The sequence below is a fragment of the Pseudofrankia saprophytica genome, assembly GCF_000235425.2.
GTDB lineage: Bacteria > Actinomycetota > Actinomycetes > Frankiales > Frankiaceae > Pseudofrankia > Pseudofrankia saprophytica.
Genome location: NZ_KI912266.1, coordinates 7,688,548 through 7,706,386 on the forward strand (window position 1 = coordinate 7,688,548; position 17,839 = coordinate 7,706,386).

The window sequence follows — 17,839 nt, forward strand, 5'->3', positions numbered from 1 at the left end:
GAAGAAAGCATGCGGAACAATTTCTACGGAATTTGTCCTGGCAGCCTGTCGCCGGCTTTCGGGGTGCCCCCCTTGACACCGCGGCGAAAACCGGCGGGTCGGTGACGCGCGGCGCGGTCTCAGAGCACGGCGTGCTGCGGCCGGGTCTCCACCACGATCACGGTGGGGGTGCTGGTCTCCAGCGCCACGGTGAGCTCCTTCTCCAGCTCCCCGGTGGTCTCGACGTCGACTCCTCGGCAGCCGAAACCCCGCGCCAGCGAGGCGATGTCCAGCCCCGGCAGGTCGAGGCCCGGCACGCCTGGCGTGTCCTCCAGCTCGGCGAAGGACTTGAGCACCGAGTACTCCCGGTTGCGCAGGACGACGTAGGCGATGGGCAGCGCGTGCTGCGCGGCGGTCCAGACGGCCTGCACGGAGTACTGGAACGAGCCGTCCCCGATCATGCCGATCACCGGCCGGCGCACGCCGCGAACGCGGTCACCGAGCGCCACGCCGACCGCCGCCGGCACCGCCCACCCGATACCACCACTGGCCGTCGCGAAGAACGAGTCGGGCTCGACGGTCGGCAGCCATTCGACCTGCTGGGCCATCGTCGACGTCGACTCGTAGACGAGGACGGCGCCCGCCGGGCGGATCTCGCTGACGGCCGCGTGCACCTCCGCGGCCGTCAGCGGCCTGCTCGGCGTCGCGGGCAGCGTCCTGGGACGGGGCATCGGCTCGGGGGGCGTGCGCCGGACGCCCTCGTCCACCAGCTCGGTGAGGAGCTCGAGGGTGGTCCGAGGGTCGCCGAGGATGCTGTCGCCGGCGCGGGCCGAGGCCGCCACCGCCGGGTCGGCGGTGACCTGGAGCAGCGAGGTGCCGGCGGGCAGGATGTCGCCGGCCACGTAGGGGTAGTAGCGGAAGACCTCGGCGCCGACGACGACCACGAGGTCGTGCCCGGCCAGCCGGGCACTGACCGCCTTCAGGGACATGCCCAGCGGCCCCTGGTACAGCGGATGGTCCTCCGGGAACGAGACGCGGTCCGGCAGCGGCGCGCCGTACACCGGCGCCCGGAGCTTCTCGGCGAGCGCGACGGCGGCGTGCCAGCCGCCCGCGCGGTCGACGTCGGGACCGAACACCAGCGCGGGACGCCGGCTCGCGCGCACGCGCTGGGCGAAGTCGCGCAGCCGCTCGGCGTCCGGCGCGACGGCGGTGCTCACGCCGCGCACGACGGCCGGGCCAGCCAGGGGGACGTTCCAGTCGTCGAGCGGTATGGACAGGTGTACGGGGCCGGCCGGGGGCTGGCACGCCATCGCGTAGGCACGCATGAACGCCTCGGGGACGTCCTCGGCGCGGGCGGGTTCGTAGGACCATTTCACCCACGGCTTCGGCATGGTCGTCGCGTCGCGGTTCCCGAGGTAGGGCTCGCCGATCACCAGCTCACGGTGCTGCTGGCCCGAGGTGACGACCAGCGGGGTGTGGCCGTGGTAGGCCGTGACCAGGTTGCCGAGGGCGTTTCCGAGACCCGCCGAGGAATGCAGGTTCACCAACGCCGGCCGCCGGGTGGTCTGCGCGAAGGCGTCGGCCATGGCGATGACGGACGCCTCCTGAAGACCGAGGACATAGGTGAAATCGGCGGGAAAGTCCTGAAGGAACGGCTCCTCCGTCGACCCTGGATTGCCGAAGACGGTCGTCATCCCCAGCGATCTCAGCAGGTCGTACGTCACGGAGCGAACAGTTGACCCGCGGCTCATCGGAAATCAGCCCGCCTCGGTTCGATGGGACGGCTGGGGCCTGCCAGCCGGCGCACCGGATGCTGCCACGCGGCTCTCCCCACCGCCACGCCGACGAGGAGGTATGGGCCGCTGTCCATTGGACCCGGATGGTTGGCCGACCATCCCTCGGGCAGACCCGGCTGGAGACCTGATGAGGACGTGATGGTGACGACGACGTTCGGCCCGCGCGCAAAGGTGATCGCACCGGACAGGAAGGTGACCGACCTGCTCGACGTGCTACGCCTGCATATGGACATGGATGTCGCCGTTCTGGGCATGTGGGACGGCGATCTGCTGGTCGTCCAGGTCATCGCCGGCGACGGAAGAAGGTTTCACCTGGCGCCCGGCACCACCATCCGACACTGCAGAGATCTTTGCCACGAGGTCGAAAAGGGTTTATTCCCCTCGATGTCCTGCAATGTTCCTCTGGATCCCGGGACGGGGAAGGCAAATATCCTGGCCTCTCTTGAGGTCGGGGCCTACGCGATGGCCGGGCTGACGGACCCTGCCGACGAGTCATACGGGTTGTTGCTCTGCCTGGCCCGGGGGGCTCGACCGGCGCTACAGGAACGCCACAACCAGTTCCTGCGCCTGACGGCCGCGTTTCTCGGTGACTCCCTGCTCGATCTGCGACATATGTGGGAGGCGCGCAGCCAGGTGTGGTCGGCGATCAGCGATCTCATCGACGCCGGCGGCCCAAGAATCGTGTACCAGCCGATCGTCCGGCTCGACACGGGCGCCATCACCGCGGTCGAGGCGCTCGCGCGTTTCCCCAACAGATGCGGCGGGCGGGTGCACAACACCGAGGACTGGTTTCTCGACGCCGACCAGGTCGGACTGTGCGTCGAGCTGGAGATGATCGCCATTGAGCGTGCCCTCGACGCGCTGCCGCACCTCACCCGTGGCACGAGGCTCGCCGTCAACGCCTCACCCAGCACGATCGCGACGGCGATCGTCGAGTTCGTCCATGATCTGCCCGTTCGCAACCGCCTGATCATCGAGATCACCGAACACGAGAACTGCATCGCCAAGCCGGCGGCCATGCGGGCCATCCACCATCTCCGCGACCTGGGTATCCAGATCGCGATCGACGACACCGGCACGGGATACTCCGGCCTGGAGCAGCTCGTCAAGCTGCGGCCGGACATCATCAAACTCGACCACATCCTCACTCGCGGCATCAACCGCGACCCCGCTCGCCGCGCTCTCGCGACCGGTCTGGTCCAGCTGGCCCGGGAGATCGACGGAACTGTCGTCGCCGAGGGCATCGAGACCTCCGCCGAATGCGACGCCGTGATCGATGCCGGCGTCTTCTACGGTCAGGGCTACCTGCTCGGGAAACCGGCGCCGGCCCTGCCGTGAACGCCTCCCGGCGGTCGGGGTCGCGGTGGCGCGGCGTAGCCAGACGCTCAGCGCGCCGCAGACCAGCGCGAACCCGAGAAGCAGCACGGGTACGAGCCGGACGCCGGCCTTGTCGATCATCGCGCCGAGTAGCGGGGGAAACGCCACGCCGCCGATCATGGAGGCGGCGATGACAAAGGCGCTCGCCGAGGCGACGGTCGGGGCCGCCCGGGTGAGCCAGGGCAGGGCGGTGGGGAAGATCGGTGCGATGAAGAGGCCGACTCCCACATACGCGTAAGGAGCGAGCGCGGGTACGGGCGCCGCGACCAGGCAGGCCGCCATGCCAAGGCAGCTCGCGGTCACGAGCAGGGGCGCCGGGAATCGCAGGCTGAGGGGTATGGCCAGGAAACGGCCCACGGTCATCGCGAACCAGTACGCCGAGGTGGCCAGCGCGGCGGCGGAGGCACCATAGCCGACCGCCTGCAGCTGAGTGGGTTCCCAGCCGCCCACTCCCGTCTCGATCGCCACATGCAGCACGTAGATGACGACGAACGCGGCGACGACGGGCACCAGCCTGGCCGGCACGGCGGCGGGTGCGGACGCGACGGATCCGGACGCGACGGATCCGGGCGCGGTGGATCCGGGCGTGCCGATGGGCGCGGCGGTGGGCGCGGCACGGTCGCGGGATCGCACACCACCCAGGCTGGGCAGGAGGAACAGGCTGAGCACAGCCAGGGCGGCGAAGAGCCACGGATAGTGCCGGGCACCGAGCCAGGCGACCAGCGCCGGTCCCGCGATGGCGCCAATGCCGAAATGGGCGTTGAGCAGGTTGAGCATCGCCGGGCTTCGTCGTCCGAAGCCGGTAGCGAACAGCTGGTTGAGCCCGTAGTCGATCCCACCGAAGCCGAGACCGATGACGGTCGCGGCCGCCAGCGCGATCGGCCAGGTCGGCGCGGCGGCGAATGCCAGCGACCCGGCGGCCATGAGGCTGTAGGAGAGGCCAAGCAGACCCCGGTTGCCGATCCGACCCCGTAGGCGGAAGAACAGCAGGACGCCGACCAGAGCACCGACGAAGTGGGCAGACAGGCCGAGACCGGCCGCGCCCGGCGCCACGCCGTACTTCGCACGGATCTCGGGGATCGCGGGGCCGTACAGGGCCTGGAGCGCCCCGATCACCATGAAGCCGACGCAGGAGGCGACCACGGCCACGGCGCTGACCGGACCGGACGTCGACAGGCGAGATCGCACGGGCATAGTGACCATACGAACATTTAGAATGTTTATATGTCAACGGATCGCTCACCAAGAAGACATGATCGACCATGGTTGGGCCCGGCGGGCCCCACGAGCCACCCGGAGCCAGCCCTGTCCGGGCAGAATCGACCCGTGAACGCTGCCGAGCGGCACCGGCTGGTCCTGACGGTGCTGGGCGAGCGCAACCGCGCCTCGGTCGCCGAGCTGGCCAAGGTCACCGGGGCATCCGAGATGACCGTGCGGCGCGACCTGGAGCAGCTGGAATCCCAGGGCGCGCTGCGCCGGGTGCACGGCGGCGCGGTCAGCGCGCCGCTCAGCGGAGTCGAACCGCCCTACGCCGTGCGCGCCCTCGCGGACACCGAGACCAAGGCCAGGCTCGGCGCGGCCGTCGTGGAGCTGCTCAGGGATGGCGAGACGGTAGCGCTGGACACCGGGACGACCGCCGTCGCCGTCGCCGCGGCCATGGCCGGCCGCCAGCTGACCGTCACGCCGCTCTCGCTGCACGCCGCCGGGCGCCTCGCCGCGCAGGACGGCATCCAGCTGCTCATGCCCGGCGGCCAGGTCCGCAGGGGCGAGCTGTCCTTCCACGGCGAGCTGGCCGTGCGCACGTTCGAGGAACTGCGCTACGACACGTTCATCCTGTCCTGCTGCGGGGTCGACGCCACCACCGGCGCCACCGCCCACGACCTCGACGACGTCCAGGTGAAGCGGGCCGCCGTCCGCGCCGCCCGGCGCACGATCCTCGTCGCCACCGCGGACAAGCTCGGTCACGTCACCTTCGGCCGCGTCTGCCCACCGGACCAGATCAGCCTGCTGATCACCGACGCCCCCAGGACCGCCGCCCCCGTCCGAGAGCTCCTGGCCGCCGGCGTCGAGGTCACCACCATTCCCTGACCAGCCGGAACCACGGAACCAGCACGGACCCGGCTACTGCGAACCGTGGCCGAGGACAATGTTCCGGAAGTCTCCACCGCGTGACCGGAACACCGAACGCCCAAGAGATCCAAGGGGACGATCGTCCGTCGACCACCTCAGGGGACGTGGCCTGATGGCGACCGCGGCGGGTCGGGGGGCTGTCCGCGGGGGCGCCAGAACTGCCAGCCGAAGGGCGCCTTCGGCCAGGAGGGATCGGGGCGCCAGCCTGGATAGGGAATCCAGCCGTCTGGTGGCCGCGGCCAGCGCGGCGGTGGTTGGAACACAGGCCGTCGGACGGGGTGGTAGCCACGATTCGCCGAGGCCGCGACCAGCAGTATGAAGATCAGCAGGTCCAGGATCAGGGCGGTCACGCCCAGGCCCGGCGTCGCCGCGACCCACTCCCGCAGGGTTTCGGCGTGCGGTCCCGAGAGGTCGGCGCGGTCCGACGGCAGTGGGTAGGTGAAGTAGGCGATCAGCAGGCCGATGTACGCGACCACGATCGCTACCAGGGGCACGACCGGTTGGCGGCGCCAGAACGCCGCGCCAAGCACCGTGAGTACCAGTGCGGTGCTCGCCGCTCCCGGCGCGAGCCACGGCGGTGGCGGCGAGCCGACCGAGGGGTCCCGGTAGGTGGCGGAGGCGTGGTCGCCGGTGGCCGCGTTGTCTGGATGCATCGTGAGCTGTCCGGTGGGGATCGGGCCGACGGCTGTGACGTCCGACCACGACCAGGTGGGGGCGGGGACGAAGTGGTCCCCGTCGTCGTCCGGCTGCCGTGACCACCGCGCCGTCGCCGGCCAGGGGCTGGAGATCTCCAGGTCCACCCAGTGGTAGCCGAGCCCGTGCAGGCCTGTCACCACCTTCGTGGGATCGAAGGCGAAGGCCGGTTCCGGCGTCAGCGGGTAGACGTCATCCAGTCGTGTTTCGGCGGCCCACCACCCGCCGTTTCGGAGCAGCGGGCCGCCATCGGGATCGACGACTCTGGGGAGCGTCTCTCGCGGTTCGGTCAGGATCAGCCGGGCAACCGACTGGGCGACCGTCCTGGTCTGGCGCCAGTCGGCCTCGTCGTCGAGCCAGACCTCGAGCACGGCGCCGCCACGTGAGTCGAGGTGGAGGCTGACTGACGCGTGCCCGGATGCCGCCGGCCCCCCGCCTCCCGGATCGCCCATCGTCATCAGGCCCGTGATCATGATGCCGATGAGGCCGATCGTCGGAGGCAGCGCCGTCGGCAGGCTGCGGTCGGGCGGCCACAGAGACCGAAGTCTTTGGATGCTTGGGCCGGTCCACCCACTGAGCAGACGAACCATCGGGCAATTATGGAGCGAAGGGAGCGCCGCCATGGGCGACATCGATGTGCGAACTCTGCTCGGCGGTGTCGACCTCCGAGAACCGCCGCGATGGTGAGCGGCTCGCACCGATGTTCACGGCTCATGAGGCAGTAGCGTTGGTGCCGCCGTCGTCCAGTGAGCGCCGACCGCCTCAGCGAACGCGCTCCAGCAGCCGGATGCGCATGACCAAGGTCACTATTCGCTCTGCACTTCGCCATTCCGCTGCGGGGCATGCACGACGAAATAGTCCTCACGCTCGCCGGGCGATGGTGCCGATATGGCCGGAGGCGCTGGTCCGCGGCGTCAGATGTCGTCGACGACTGGGCAGTCGGCTGAGGCGCAGGTGGGCTGCCCGGGTGCGGGCGACTGTCAGCGGGGCTCTGGCGGCCGATCATCGGGCTGGCTGCTGCGCGCCCTGTCGCCCGCCGCGGTCACGAGCGCGGGAAGAATCGCGTCATGACCGTGCTGCGGACCGCGCGTCTCGTGTTGAGGCCTGTCGAGTCTGGTGATCTGGCCGCGGTGCTCGCCTACCGGAACGATCCCGACGTGGCGCGCTATCAGGGGTGGCCGTTGCCCTACACCAGCGAACATTTCGCCACCCTGCTGAGCGCGGACGGCGGGCCAGACAGTGGAGGCTGGGTCAACCAGGGCATCTGCGACCCGAGCGGCCTCGTCGGCGGGATCGCTCTGCGCCTGGACGGCGACGAGGCGGAGCTGGGCATCTCCCTGGCGACAGCAGTCCAGGGCAGGGGCTACGCCACCGAGGCGCTCGCGCGGCTCACCGAGCACGCCTTCACCGACCTCGGCCTGCGGCGCCTGCGCGCCAACGTGGATCCGCGCAACGAGGCGGTCATCCGTCTCCTGCTGCGCGCCAACTGGCATCACGAACGCACGTCATGTGCGACGTACTGGCATCGCGACCACTGGGCCGACGAGGCCTGGTACACCCTCGACCGCCCGCATTGACGCGCGCCGCGGAACGCGAAGATCTCAGCGCCGCCGCGAGGGCGATCGCCGATGGCGTCTATCAGGGGGTCGCAATCAGAGCCTGATCACACCGCCGCGAGCCGAAACAGCGATCTATCTCGTGGCCTGGCTTGGCATCTCGTGGCCTGGCTTGGCCGTCAACCAGTCGCGCACCTGCTGATCCTCCGGGTGGGCCGTGCGGCAGACGAGGCGCGACACCGGCCAGACCGTTGGCCGGAACTCAACGCGCGCCGGTGTGACCCGCACCGCCATGCGCCATGCGCTTCGCCGTTTCGCTGCGGTCGATGACCGATGGCAGATGACAGCGCTCCGCCACATCGAACACCGCCGGTCTCCAGATGGCGACGTCCACGGGGCGCCGACCGCTGGGCTCCGCACCCTGCCAACCAGCCAGACCTCCGCGCTCGACGACTTTGATCGCCAGTTCTGTATCCGGATCCGAACTGGCCACGGCCCGGAGTTCGGATCCGGATACACATCTGGCGATCTTCGAAGGCGGGGGTGGGATGAGGCTGGGAAACAGCGCCGGGGCGGGTTGGGATCGGCGTCGCGGGGTGTCGCTGCCTGCCTGGCGTCCGTGCGGTCGCTAGGTGGCCCGGCGCCGGCGAGATCCACATCGCCGACTGGTTTGCGGTTCGTCGTTTCGCTGTGGCGACGGACGGATCTGTGCGGATCTTGTGATCAAGCCGCCGTCGACAGAGACTTGATCACTGTTTGTGCCCTCCGGTGGCCGTGATCCGGGCCCGCATACAGCCATCGGAGGGCAGGAACGGCGATCAGCGACCGCCGCGCCGCGACGCGACGCGACGCGCCGACCGGGGTAGGTCCACCGTGGTGAACATCGCGGTTGCGGTCAGGGCCGGCGAGGGAGGAAACAGGTGAGGGAGTTGGTCCCGCGCAGCGAGGCCCGGGGGCGGCGAGGCGCGGCGGGCTCTCCGGCTGGCGGTCGAGCCGTGGACGGTGACAGGTCTGGCACGCAGGCTCGGTGATCCGTTGGGCACGCTGCCGGTGCAACCCCCAGCGCCGCCGCTGCCGCGTCGGGCGTAGTCCGCCCACCCCGCCACCCCTGAAGATCGCCAGATCTGTAGCCGAATCCGAACCGCGAGCCCTCGTTGGTTCGGATTGCCATACAGATCTGGCGATCAAGCACACCCATCACGGTCTGGCGGGCGCGGGGGTGGTTCAGAGGCCAGCCGGCCTGTGAACTGGGCCGGCATGCGCTATGTGGTCCGCCGTTTCGCCGCGGCCACTTCCCACTGGACGTCGTCGCGGTCCCCGACAGCGACACGTCGTAGATGGGCGTCCGCCCGGGCCGGGGAGGAGCCGACGGCTCGTCCCCGGCCTGAGCCCGCGCCCATGGTTTCAGGCTCAACCGATTCCGGCGCCGCCGTCATTGCCGGCGTCGGCAGTCGGCGCGAAGACGGTCGCCCGCTCTTGTCCGGGTGGAAGATCTCCGGACTCCGGCGAGGGACTCCGGTAAGCCGCCGGCGGTTTCCGCTTCAGCTGAGGATCCTGTCCTTGGCCCGCCGGAACTCGTCTTCGGAGATGGTGCCGTTCGCCCTGAGCTCGGCGAGCCTGGTGAGGTCGTCCACACCCTTGCTCGGGCTGGCAGCCACATCGCGGATATAGGCATTGAGCAGCTGCTGCTGGTCCCGCGCGCTCCTTACCTCGCGCTTGGTCATGTCCTGGCCCTTCACGATCAGATAGGCCAGGACGCCAATGAACGGGAGGACGAGCACGAGCGCAAGCCAGCCCGCCTTGGCCCACCCACTCGCCTCCTTGTCGCGGAATATGTCGATGAAAACACGACAGACGAGCACCAGCCACGCGACCCAGACGAAGATCAAGAGCAGGGTCCAGAATGCGCCGAGCACCGGATAGTCGTAAGCAATGTAGTTGCTAGCCATTTGCCCCTCTCCCGCCTCTCGGGTCAGGATCCCGAGCTCCTACCCGAAGCGGGCCGGTCGACGCGATGGGCGGCGAGGACCAACCCTCCATGGGTGAGAGAACCGGCCATGCCCTATTGCCTGCTGGGCCGCGGCCGATCGGCGGGAGGCATCGACAGCCGCCCGAGGATCTAGGGTAGTGAATGCTCACTTGTCTGCCGCGGCGGCGTCGGCTACCGTTCTCCCCGGTCAGCGAGGGTTCAGGGAGTGTGATGGCGCAGCGTCGAGGGCGGGTCGAGGGCAAGGTCGCGATCGTGACCGGGGCCGGTTCGACACCCGGGCCCGGGATGGCCACCGGCCGGGCCTGCGCGATCGTGCTGGCGCGCGAGGGCGCCCGGGTGCTGCTCGCCGACATCAGGGGAGAGCGCGCGCAGGAGACCCGGGAGATCATCGAAAACGAGGGCGGCACCGCCGCCGTCTTCGCCGGCGACATGACGAGGGCCGCCGACTGCGACGCCATGGTCGGTGCCGCGCTCGACGCCTTCGGCACGGTGGACATCCTGATCAACAACATCGGGGTCGCCATCGCGGGAAACGTCGTCGACACCAGCGAGGCCGACTGGGACCGGATACTCGGCCTCAGCCTGAAGACGATGTTCCTCGCCAGCAAGAGCGCGGTGCCCGTCATGGCGGCGAAGGGCGCCGGGGCGATCGTCAACATCGGGTCGATCACGGGCTCCCGCGGCGGGAACTACGCCGGGTACGCGGCGGCCAAAGGCGGCGTGAACGCGCTGACCGTCGACATGGCGTACTCGCACGGCCGGCAGGGGATCCGGGTCAACGCCCTGGCCCCCGGCCACATCACGACCCCGCTGCTGTACTCCGTCAACGGGGTCACCCCGCAGACCGAGTACCGGCAACGGCTGGCCGCCGCTTCGAACCTGCTGGGCACGAACGGCGACGGCTGGGACGTCGGGTGGGCGGCCACGTTCCTGGCCAGCGACGAGGCCCGGTGGATCACCGGCGTGGTCCTGCCGGTGGACGGCGGGGTGATGGCCGTGACACCGCTGATGATGGCCGGCCATATGCAGGCGGAACCGCCGCCGGCCAGCTGACGGTTTCTCGACCGGCTGACGATTTCTCGACCAGCCAACGGGCCAGCCAACATTCGTCAGGCGAGAGCGAAGGTGCGGAACATGGTCGCGGAGCAGGGGTCCAGCCGTCCCGAGTTATCCGACCGTCCCGAGTTATCCGACCGTCCCGAGTTGGTCGAAGCCACCGACGAGCAGATCGACGACGCGGTGAACTACGCGGACCCGATGGCGCTTCGGGGTCTGCTTTACCAGCTGACCGGGGACGAGAGCGTCGCCGCCACGAAGATCGAAGCGGTGCCGGGCTACGTCGGCGGGAATCTCTCCTTCGGTCTGACGGACCCGGCCGACATCGCGCTGCTGCGCGCGCGGGCCGCCACCTTCCTCAAGGCCCACCGCGACTCCGGCGCCGGACCGATCGGCCCCGGCCCGCTCGAGCGGCTGCCGCACAGCCTGGCGCTCGCCGGTGGCGTGGAGGCGCTCCCCGAGGAGGACGTGGAGCTCTGGGTCGAGGAGCTTTCGCTCGACCCGTGGGCTCGCGGGCTCAACTGGGAGGAGCCGCCGGCGCCGGACGTGCTCGAGGAGTTCTCCGTCATCGTCATCGGCAGCGGCATGGGCGGCCTGAACGCGGCGGCCCAGCTCCTGCACGCCGGGATCAGCTTCACGGTGCTGGAGAAGAACTCCGGCGTCGGCGGGACCTGGTTCGAGAACCGCTACCCCGGCGCGCGGGTCGACTCGCCGAGCCGGGCGTACACGCACATCCTCGGCGTCGAGTTCGACACCCCGTCGCCGTGGTGCTCGCAGGCCGAGAACCAGCGCTACTTCGACTGGTTCGCCGACCGGTTCGGCGTGCGCGAGCACATCCAGTTCGACACCGAGGTCACGACGGTGACCTGGCACGAGGACACGGCGACCTGGGAGGTCGAGGCGAAGGGACCGCAGGGCCGGCAGGTGCTGCGGGCCAACGCGGTCATCAGCGCCGTCGGGCTGCTCTCGCGCCCGAGCCTGCCGCGGATCACGGGCATGGACGAGTTCGCGGGCCCGTCGTTCCACACCGCGCGGTGGCCCGGCGGTCTCGACGTGAGCGGCAGGCGCGTCGCCGTGATCGGCACCGGCTGCTCAGGGGTGCAACTGGTGCCCGAGCTGGCGAAGCTCGCCGGCCACGTGACGGTCTTCCAGCGCACGCCGCAGTGGCTGTTCGGTCACGACGGATACCTGTCGCCGTTCCCCGAGCAGGTGCACTGGCTGGACCGGAACCTTCCGTACCACGCGCACTTCATGCGGTTTCGGACCAACTGGCTGCTCGGCCCGTACCTGTCGGGGCCGCTGCGCGAGATCGACCCCGAGTTCGAGGACCCGTTCGCCCGCAGCGCGGTCAACAAGCAGATCCGCGACGAGCGCGTCGCCTTCATCAGGAACAAGCTGGCGAGCCGGCCCGACCTGGTCGAGAAGATGATCCCGCCGCACCCGCCATTCTCGGCGCGGCCGGTGCAGGTCGACAACAGCTACAACATGTATGACGCGATCATGCGTGACGACGTCACCCTCGTCACCGAGGGCATCGAGCGCATCACGCCGACCGGCATCAGGACCGTCGACGGTGCCGACCACGAGGTCGACGTCATCGTCTACGCGACCGGGTTCCGGGCGAACGAATGCCTGTGGCCCATGGAGGTTCTCGGCCGCGCCGGGCAGTCGGTGCACGACCTGTGGTCGAAGGACGGCCCGCGGGCCTACCTCGGCACGATGCTGCCGGGATTCCCGAACCTCTTCCTCATCTACGGGCCGAACATGAACCCGTACGGCGGCCTGGGCGTCGTGAACCACCAGGAGATGGCGACCCGGCTCCTGCTCGACTGCCTCAAGGAGCTCCTCCTCACCGGTAAGCGCACCGTCGAGGTGACCGAGGAGGCGTACTGGCGGTACAACGACCAGCTCGACGAGCGCGAGAGGTTCAAGATCTACAAGGACCCGCGCGCGAACAGCTACTACCGCAACGACCACGGCCGCTCGGTCACGAACTGCCCGTTCCCCGGCAACGAGATGTGGCACCGCCTGCGCAGGCCGAACTACGACGATCTGATCGTGAGGTGATCACCACCACGGCGAGGGAGGCCGGACGAGCCCGTCACGATCGACAGTGAGCGACAACAAGTAACATGCTGTTACGATGAGCCTTGTCCGGCACCTCCCGGGCGGTTCGTTGTCCGCGACCGTGCCGACCTCGTGCCGAGGAGGGCGGCTCATGGGGAACCTGAGGCGAGCCAGGCCACCCACCGCCGACGGGCTGATCTCGTCGCTGTCGCAGGCGCTGGTGCGGTCGCGCCGCCTGCTGGCGACCACCAGCGCCCTGGGCACGGTCCTGACCGTCGACGACGTGGCCGATGTGGCCTTCCGGACCGCCGCCGCGGACGCCGCCGTGACCTTCGCCGGCTTCGTCCTGTTCGGCGAGGACGACTCCCCCTGCCGGGTCCTGGCCTGGCCCACGCTGACCACGCCGGAGTTCACCGACATCTGGGTACGCCCCCGCAACCCCGGCCCGGCCGCCACCGGTGAGGTCGTGCGCAGCGGGCAGCCGCGCTTCGACCCGACGCGGGTGGGCTACCTCAACGACTATCCGGACCGCCGCGCCGTCTTCACCGCGATCGGCATCGACGCGTCGGCGACGCTGCCGCTCACCGTGTCCGGCCGCATCATCGGGGTCCTGTCCCTCGCCTGGTCCGGGCCGCGGTCCTTCGACGAGGAGGAACGCGCGTACCTGCGCACGCTCGCCGGCGTCTACGCCCAGGCGATCGAACGGGCCAGGCTGCACGAACGGCAGCGATCGGTCGTGGAGACGCTGCAACGCGCGATCCTCCCGCGGACGCTGCCCGAGCTGCCCGGCATGGAGCTCGTCGCCCGGTATCTGCCGGCCGGCCGCGACGTGGAGGTCGGCGGCGACTGGTACGACGCGGCCGTCCGCCCGGACGGCTCCGTCACCCTGGTGGTCGGCGACGTCGGCGGCCACGGGCTGCCCGCCGTCTCGGCCATGGCCGAGCTGCGGCACGCCGCTCACGCGTACGCGATCGAGGGGCGCGTCCCGGCCGCCATCACCACCCGGCTGTCCGCCCACCTGCTCGCCGGGCAGGACGACACCCTCGCCACCGCGATCGTCGCGACGGTCGAGCCGGACACCGGCCGGCTCACCTGGTCGTGCGCCGGCCATCCGCCGCCGCTGCTGCTCACGAGCACCGACGCCACCTTCCTCGACGACGTGCACGGCCCCATGCTCGGCGTCGAGCCTGGCTACGACTACGGCCAGGGGACCATGACCCTGCCACCCGCGAGCGACCTGCTGCTCTACAGCGACGGGCTGGTGGAGCGCCGGGGCACCTCCCTGACCGACCGGCTGGCGACCCTCGCCGCGACCGCGGCGCAGGGGCTGAACGCCGGCACCCCCGAAAACGCCGGCACCCCCGAAAAGGCCGACACTCCGGGCAACGCCCACACCCTCGGCCTGGACGCGCTCTGCGACCTGCTGCTCGCCGACGTCGCCGGCCCCGCGACCCGCGAGGACGACCTCTGCCTGCTCGCCATCCGCGGCTCCGGCTCCTGAGCTCGTGCCCGCGCGGCGAGGGCGCCGCGCCGCCGGGTGCCTCCCCGCTGACCGATCGTGGACCAGCGGGGCTGTGACCTGCGCCGGGCCGGGGCGGGGCGCGCGGCCGCAACGACGCGGAAACAGCGAGGACACGGCCGGCTGGAAGCTTGCGGATGGGGAGTCCCGCGCACGGGCGCGGCCGGCCGCCGCGCGGCCTCGTCCCGCGCCGGTGGCACGCCGGCCCCGCGCCAGTGACACGCCGGCCCCGCGCCGGTGGCCTGCCGGCGCCGACCTGGACCTGAGCATGGAAGAGACCCACGCCTGTGAAGATCACCCGTATCGTCCCGCTGCCGCTCACCTACCCCGCGGCGCTCACCCAGATGAGCTTCTTCGTGGTCCGGGTCGAGACCGACGAGGGGCTGGTGGGCTACGGGGAGGCCTGTGACTGCTTCGGCGTCTCGTACCCGCGGGTGCTGGCCGCCGTCGTCGAGGACGCGTTCGCGCCGCGCCTGCTCGGCCGGGAGGTCGACGGAATCGACGCGCTGATCGACGGGCTGCGCACCGGGGTGCGCCGCGAGCTGGGCGAGACGTGGTCGGCGGCGCAGGCGCGCAGCGCGGTGGAGATGGCGCTGTGGGATCTCGTCGGGCAGCGGACCGGCCGGTCGCTGTCCGCCATGTTCGGCCGGGTGCGCGACCGGATCCCGGTCTACGCGGGCAGCAGCCCGTTCCTCGACGCGCACGACGTCGACTACCACCTGGAGCGGCTCGCGCCGCTGGTCGAGCGCGGCGTGCGCTCGGTGAAGATGCGCATCGGGCCGGACCCGCGCCGGGCGGTGGCCGTCATGGCGCAGCTGCGTGACCGGCTCGGCGACGACTATGAGCTGCTCGTGGACACGAGTGGCTGGCTGGACGGCCCGACGTCGGCCTACGTCGCGGACGCGCTCGCCGCGGTCGGGGTGCGCTGGCTCGAGGAGCCGCTGCCGCAGCGCCGCCACGGCGCGATCCAGCGGGTGGCCCGCCGGTCGCCGGTGCCGATCGCCTACGGCGAGCACCTGTACAGCCTGGACGACGCCCTAGACGTGCTGACCTCCGGCGAGGCATCGGTGATCCAGCCCGACCCGGCGATCTGCGGGTTCGCGGACGCCTACCGGATCGCGCGGGTGGGGCCGCACTACGGCGCACGGGTGGCGTTGCATTACCACAACGGCCCGATCGGCTTCGCCGCCTGCCTGCAGCTGGCAGGGGCGGCGCCGACCGCGGACATCCTCGAGTTCCCGTTCCACCTGGCGCCCGTGCTCGCCGCGTTCTCGCCGGACTTCGAGGCGGGCCTGGACCTGATCGTCGATGGGCAGGTCGCGATCCCCGACCGCCCTGGCCTCGGCATCCGCTACGACGTCGACCTGGCGCTGGCCTCGCTGGTCGGGGGCCAAAGGGCGCGCGAAAATGATCTATCTTCGCACGCCCGGCGGCCTTCGCCCCTGGGACTGTCCGGGGGTGCCGCGTGAGGGTCCTCGTCACCGGTGTGCGGGGCAAGGTCGGCGGCGCGTCAGCGGCGGCCCTGGTCGCCGCCGGCCACGACGTCGTCGGCACCGACCGCGGCGCGCCCGTCTACGACAGCGCCCTGCCCGGCGAGCTCCCCTACATCCAGGCCGACCTGACCGACGCGGGCGACGCGTTCGCCGTGGTGCGCGGCTTCGACGTGGTGGTGCACGCGGCGGCCATCCCCGAGCCGCGCCAGAACCCGGCGCACACGGTGTTCGCGAACAACGTCACGTCCGCCTTCCACATGGTCGAGGCGTGCGCCCACGGCGGCGCGGCCCGGCTGGTGAACATCTCCAGCGACAGCGTCCCCGGGTTCACCTTCGCGCCGGTGCCACGGATCCCGGACTACTGCCCCATCGACGAGGAGCACCCGAACCTGCCGCTCGACCCCTACGCGCAGGCCAAGTACTTCGCCGAGCAGCTGTGCGACGCGCTCGTCGCGCGGTCCGCGGTGACGGCGGTGTCGATCCGGCCGGCGTGGGTGCAGTCGGCGGGCAACTACGAGCGCAACCTCGGCCCGTTCGTGCGGGACCCGGACCTGCCGAGCCCGGTGTTCTGGTCCTACGTCGATCTCGACGACCTGGCGGAGCTGGTCGTGCTCGCCGCCGAGGCGGACTCGGCCGGCCACCGGGTGGTACTGGCCGCCCAGCCGGACAACATCGGCGGCCGGGACCTGCGGGCGGCGGTCGCGCGGCACTACCCGACGGTCCAGGTCCGCGAGCTGGAGCGGCCGGACGCGTCCGGCTACTCGATCGCCCGGGCACGGGAGCTGTTCGACTGGGACCCGCGCCGCTCCTGGCGGGACCACCTGGACGCGCAGGGGCAGGCCCGCTGACCCTGGCGGGTGCCGCGCCCCGGCTGAGCGCCGAGGCCGTCCAGAACGCCGCGACCCTCCGAGCACCGGGCCGTCCGGGCCGTCCGAAGCACCGCGACCGTCCCGACCTGGGCCTTTACCGACGGTCGATGTGTGCTCGGACACGGTCGCGGTCGGTACGGGGGTGCAACTGTCGAGAAATCGCGGCGCAACCAGGTCCTGGAATCTTCATGTCACGAAGAATTTCGTGGCACGAAGAACGTGGCACGAAGAACGAGGCCGGCCGGCCTCCTCCTCGACCTCCAGGGAGCAAGCCATCATGGACCGCCGTTCGTTCCTTCGCGCCGGGCTCGGCGCCGCCGGTGTCGCCGCCGTCGGGCCACTGCTGGCCGCCTGCGGCGACGACTCGTCGTCGACCACCTCGAGCGGTCTCACGAAGATCAGCTACCAGTTCAGCTGGATCAAGAACTTCCAGTTCGGCGGCGAGTACATCGCGGACAGCAAGGGCTACTTCAAGGCGCAGAACCTGGCGGTCGACCTGCTCGCGGGCGGCCCGAACACCGCCGTCGACCCGATCATCCAGTCCGGCAAGGCGCTCCTCGGACAGAGCTCGCCCGACTTCACCGCCAACGCCGTCGCCAAGGGCGCCGACCTGAAGATCATCGGGGCGAACTACCAGAAGAGCCCGTTCTGCATCATGTCCCGGCCGGAGAAGCCGATCCGTACACCCGCGGACCTGGCCGGCAAGAAGATCGGCATCCAGGCCTCCAACGAGGTCGCCTGGGCCGCGTTCCTCAAGCTGGCGGGAGTCGACGCGTCGACGCTCACCAAGGTCCCCGTCCAGTTCGACATCACCCCGGTGGTCTCCGGCGATGTCGACGGCTTCTGGGCCTACGTCAACGACGACGTGATCCGGATGAAGGAGCAGGGCACCGAGCCGGTCGTCATGCTGCTGGCCGACTTCGGCTACGAGGTGATGACCGCGACCTACACGGCCCGCGCCGACTCGCTGACCGACAAGACCAAGCGCGACCAGATCGTGCGCTTCCTAAAGGCCGACCTCAAGGGCTGGCAGGACGCCGTCGCCGACCCGCAGCTCGTCGCCGACCTGACCGTGAACACCTACGGCAAGGGCAACGGCCTGGAGCTCGCGGAGCAGAAGGAGTGCGCCGCGTCCACCAACGCGATCATGGTTACCGACGACACCAAGGCGCACGGCCTGAGCACCATGAGCGAGGAGCTGATCGCGGGCACCATCACGTCGCTGGCCGCAGCGGGCATCACCGCGAAGCCGGACCTGTTCGACACCTCCGTCCTCGAAGAGGTCTACGGCGGCAAGGCGACGGTGAGCTGACC

General features: G+C 70.5%; 13 protein-coding genes and 1 pseudogene. 9 read left to right on the plus strand and 5 right to left on the minus strand.

Going from position 1 to position 17,839, the window contains the following annotated elements; translation table 11 throughout:
• Nucleotides 1-119: 119 nt before the first annotated feature.
• Entirely contained in the window at nucleotides 120-1,703 is a 1,584-nt protein-coding gene (gene mdlC / locus FRCN3DRAFT_RS0232405; RefSeq protein WP_232794220.1) for a benzoylformate decarboxylase, read from the minus strand.
• 684 nt (nucleotides 1,704-2,387) lie between these two features.
• On the opposite strand from mdlC, the gene FRCN3DRAFT_RS56720 reads away from it, so the two are divergent.
• Nucleotides 2,388-3,113 carry an EAL domain-containing protein gene (locus FRCN3DRAFT_RS56720; protein ID WP_232794333.1) on the plus strand — a complete coding sequence of 242 codons (726 nt, stop codon included), beginning with the start codon at nucleotides 2,388-2,390 and terminating at the stop codon, nucleotides 3,111-3,113.
• A gap of 48 nt (nucleotides 3,114-3,161) precedes the next feature.
• Here the strand turns inward: FRCN3DRAFT_RS56720 and FRCN3DRAFT_RS56725 are convergent.
• Nucleotides 3,162-4,355, minus strand: a pseudogene (locus FRCN3DRAFT_RS56725) (MFS transporter); the annotation flags it as partial.
• Between the two features lie 123 nt (nucleotides 4,356-4,478).
• On the opposite strand from FRCN3DRAFT_RS56725, the gene FRCN3DRAFT_RS0232425 reads away from it, so the two are divergent.
• Entirely contained in the window at nucleotides 4,479-5,240 is a 762-nt protein-coding gene (locus FRCN3DRAFT_RS0232425; RefSeq protein WP_007515772.1) for a DeoR/GlpR family DNA-binding transcription regulator, read from the plus strand.
• A 137-nt stretch (nucleotides 5,241-5,377) separates the two neighbouring features.
• Here the strand turns inward: FRCN3DRAFT_RS0232425 and FRCN3DRAFT_RS55515 are convergent, their stop codons facing one another.
• On the minus strand, nucleotides 5,378-6,565 hold the full coding sequence (locus tag FRCN3DRAFT_RS55515) for a hypothetical protein (protein ID WP_027141136.1): 1,188 nt from the start codon (nucleotides 6,563-6,565) through the stop codon (nucleotides 5,378-5,380).
• A 477-nt stretch (nucleotides 6,566-7,042) separates the two neighbouring features.
• Here FRCN3DRAFT_RS55515 and FRCN3DRAFT_RS47290 point away from each other — a divergent pair, with 477 nt between their 5' ends.
• Complete coding sequence (locus FRCN3DRAFT_RS47290) at nucleotides 7,043-7,552, plus strand: GNAT family N-acetyltransferase (RefSeq protein ID WP_007515770.1); 510 nt, start codon at nucleotides 7,043-7,045, stop codon at nucleotides 7,550-7,552.
• Between the two features lie 241 nt (nucleotides 7,553-7,793).
• On the opposite strand, the gene FRCN3DRAFT_RS55520 is transcribed toward FRCN3DRAFT_RS47290, so the two are convergent.
• A complete protein-coding gene (locus tag FRCN3DRAFT_RS55520) occupies nucleotides 7,794-8,024 on the minus strand; it encodes a hypothetical protein (RefSeq protein ID WP_198536058.1) in 231 nt (76 codons plus the stop codon).
• A gap of 1,048 nt (nucleotides 8,025-9,072) precedes the next feature.
• Nucleotides 9,073-9,480 carry an SHOCT domain-containing protein gene (locus FRCN3DRAFT_RS0232445; RefSeq protein ID WP_007515769.1) on the minus strand — a complete coding sequence of 136 codons (408 nt, stop codon included), beginning with the start codon at nucleotides 9,478-9,480 and terminating at the stop codon, nucleotides 9,073-9,075.
• A gap of 251 nt (nucleotides 9,481-9,731) precedes the next feature.
• On the opposite strand from FRCN3DRAFT_RS0232445, the gene FRCN3DRAFT_RS0232450 reads away from it, so the two are divergent.
• The 6 genes from FRCN3DRAFT_RS0232450 (at nucleotide 9,732) to FRCN3DRAFT_RS0232475 (ending at nucleotide 17,837) form a co-directional block, all read left to right on the plus strand.
• On the plus strand, nucleotides 9,732-10,574 hold the full coding sequence (locus FRCN3DRAFT_RS0232450; RefSeq protein WP_007515768.1) for an SDR family NAD(P)-dependent oxidoreductase: 843 nt from the start codon (nucleotides 9,732-9,734) through the stop codon (nucleotides 10,572-10,574).
• 150 nt (nucleotides 10,575-10,724) lie between these two features.
• Nucleotides 10,725-12,644, plus strand: a complete 1,920-nt coding sequence (locus FRCN3DRAFT_RS0232455; protein ID WP_035930476.1) for a flavin-containing monooxygenase — start codon at nucleotides 10,725-10,727, stop codon at nucleotides 12,642-12,644.
• Between the two features lie 151 nt (nucleotides 12,645-12,795).
• Nucleotides 12,796-14,145, plus strand: a complete 1,350-nt coding sequence (locus tag FRCN3DRAFT_RS0232460) for a PP2C family protein-serine/threonine phosphatase (RefSeq protein WP_007515766.1) — start codon at nucleotides 12,796-12,798, stop codon at nucleotides 14,143-14,145.
• A 305-nt stretch (nucleotides 14,146-14,450) separates the two neighbouring features.
• Nucleotides 14,451-15,632 carry a mandelate racemase/muconate lactonizing enzyme family protein gene (locus tag FRCN3DRAFT_RS0232465; RefSeq protein WP_007515765.1) on the plus strand — a complete coding sequence of 394 codons (1,182 nt, stop codon included), beginning with the start codon at nucleotides 14,451-14,453 and terminating at the stop codon, nucleotides 15,630-15,632.
• On the plus strand, nucleotides 15,629-16,504 hold the full coding sequence (locus FRCN3DRAFT_RS0232470) for an NAD-dependent epimerase/dehydratase family protein (protein WP_007515764.1): 876 nt from the start codon (nucleotides 15,629-15,631) through the stop codon (nucleotides 16,502-16,504). The genes FRCN3DRAFT_RS0232465 and FRCN3DRAFT_RS0232470 overlap by 4 nt, the downstream gene beginning before the upstream one ends.
• Before the next feature lie 298 nt (nucleotides 16,505-16,802).
• Nucleotides 16,803-17,837, plus strand: a complete 1,035-nt coding sequence (locus FRCN3DRAFT_RS0232475) for an ABC transporter substrate-binding protein (protein ID WP_007515763.1) — start codon at nucleotides 16,803-16,805, stop codon at nucleotides 17,835-17,837.
• The last annotated feature ends 2 nt before the right edge of the window (nucleotides 17,838-17,839 follow it).

Bases quoted from the DNA above. Each gene is read 5' to 3' on its own strand.
- FRCN3DRAFT_RS56720 (WP_232794333.1), top strand. From the start codon at position 2,388: ATGTGGGAGGCGCGCAGCCAGGTGTGGTCGGCGATCAGCGATCTCATC.
- FRCN3DRAFT_RS55515 (WP_027141136.1), bottom strand. From the start codon at position 6,565: ATGGTTCGTCTGCTCAGTGGGTGGACCGGCCCAAGCATCCAAAGACTT.
- FRCN3DRAFT_RS47290 (WP_007515770.1), top strand. From the start codon at position 7,043: ATGACCGTGCTGCGGACCGCGCGTCTCGTGTTGAGGCCTGTCGAGTCT.
- FRCN3DRAFT_RS0232445 (WP_007515769.1), bottom strand. From the start codon at position 9,480: ATGGCTAGCAACTACATTGCTTACGACTATCCGGTGCTCGGCGCATTC.
- FRCN3DRAFT_RS0232450 (WP_007515768.1), top strand. From the start codon at position 9,732: ATGGCGCAGCGTCGAGGGCGGGTCGAGGGCAAGGTCGCGATCGTGACC.
- FRCN3DRAFT_RS0232460 (WP_007515766.1), top strand. From the start codon at position 12,796: ATGGGGAACCTGAGGCGAGCCAGGCCACCCACCGCCGACGGGCTGATC.
- FRCN3DRAFT_RS0232475 (WP_007515763.1), top strand. From the start codon at position 16,803: ATGGACCGCCGTTCGTTCCTTCGCGCCGGGCTCGGCGCCGCCGGTGTC.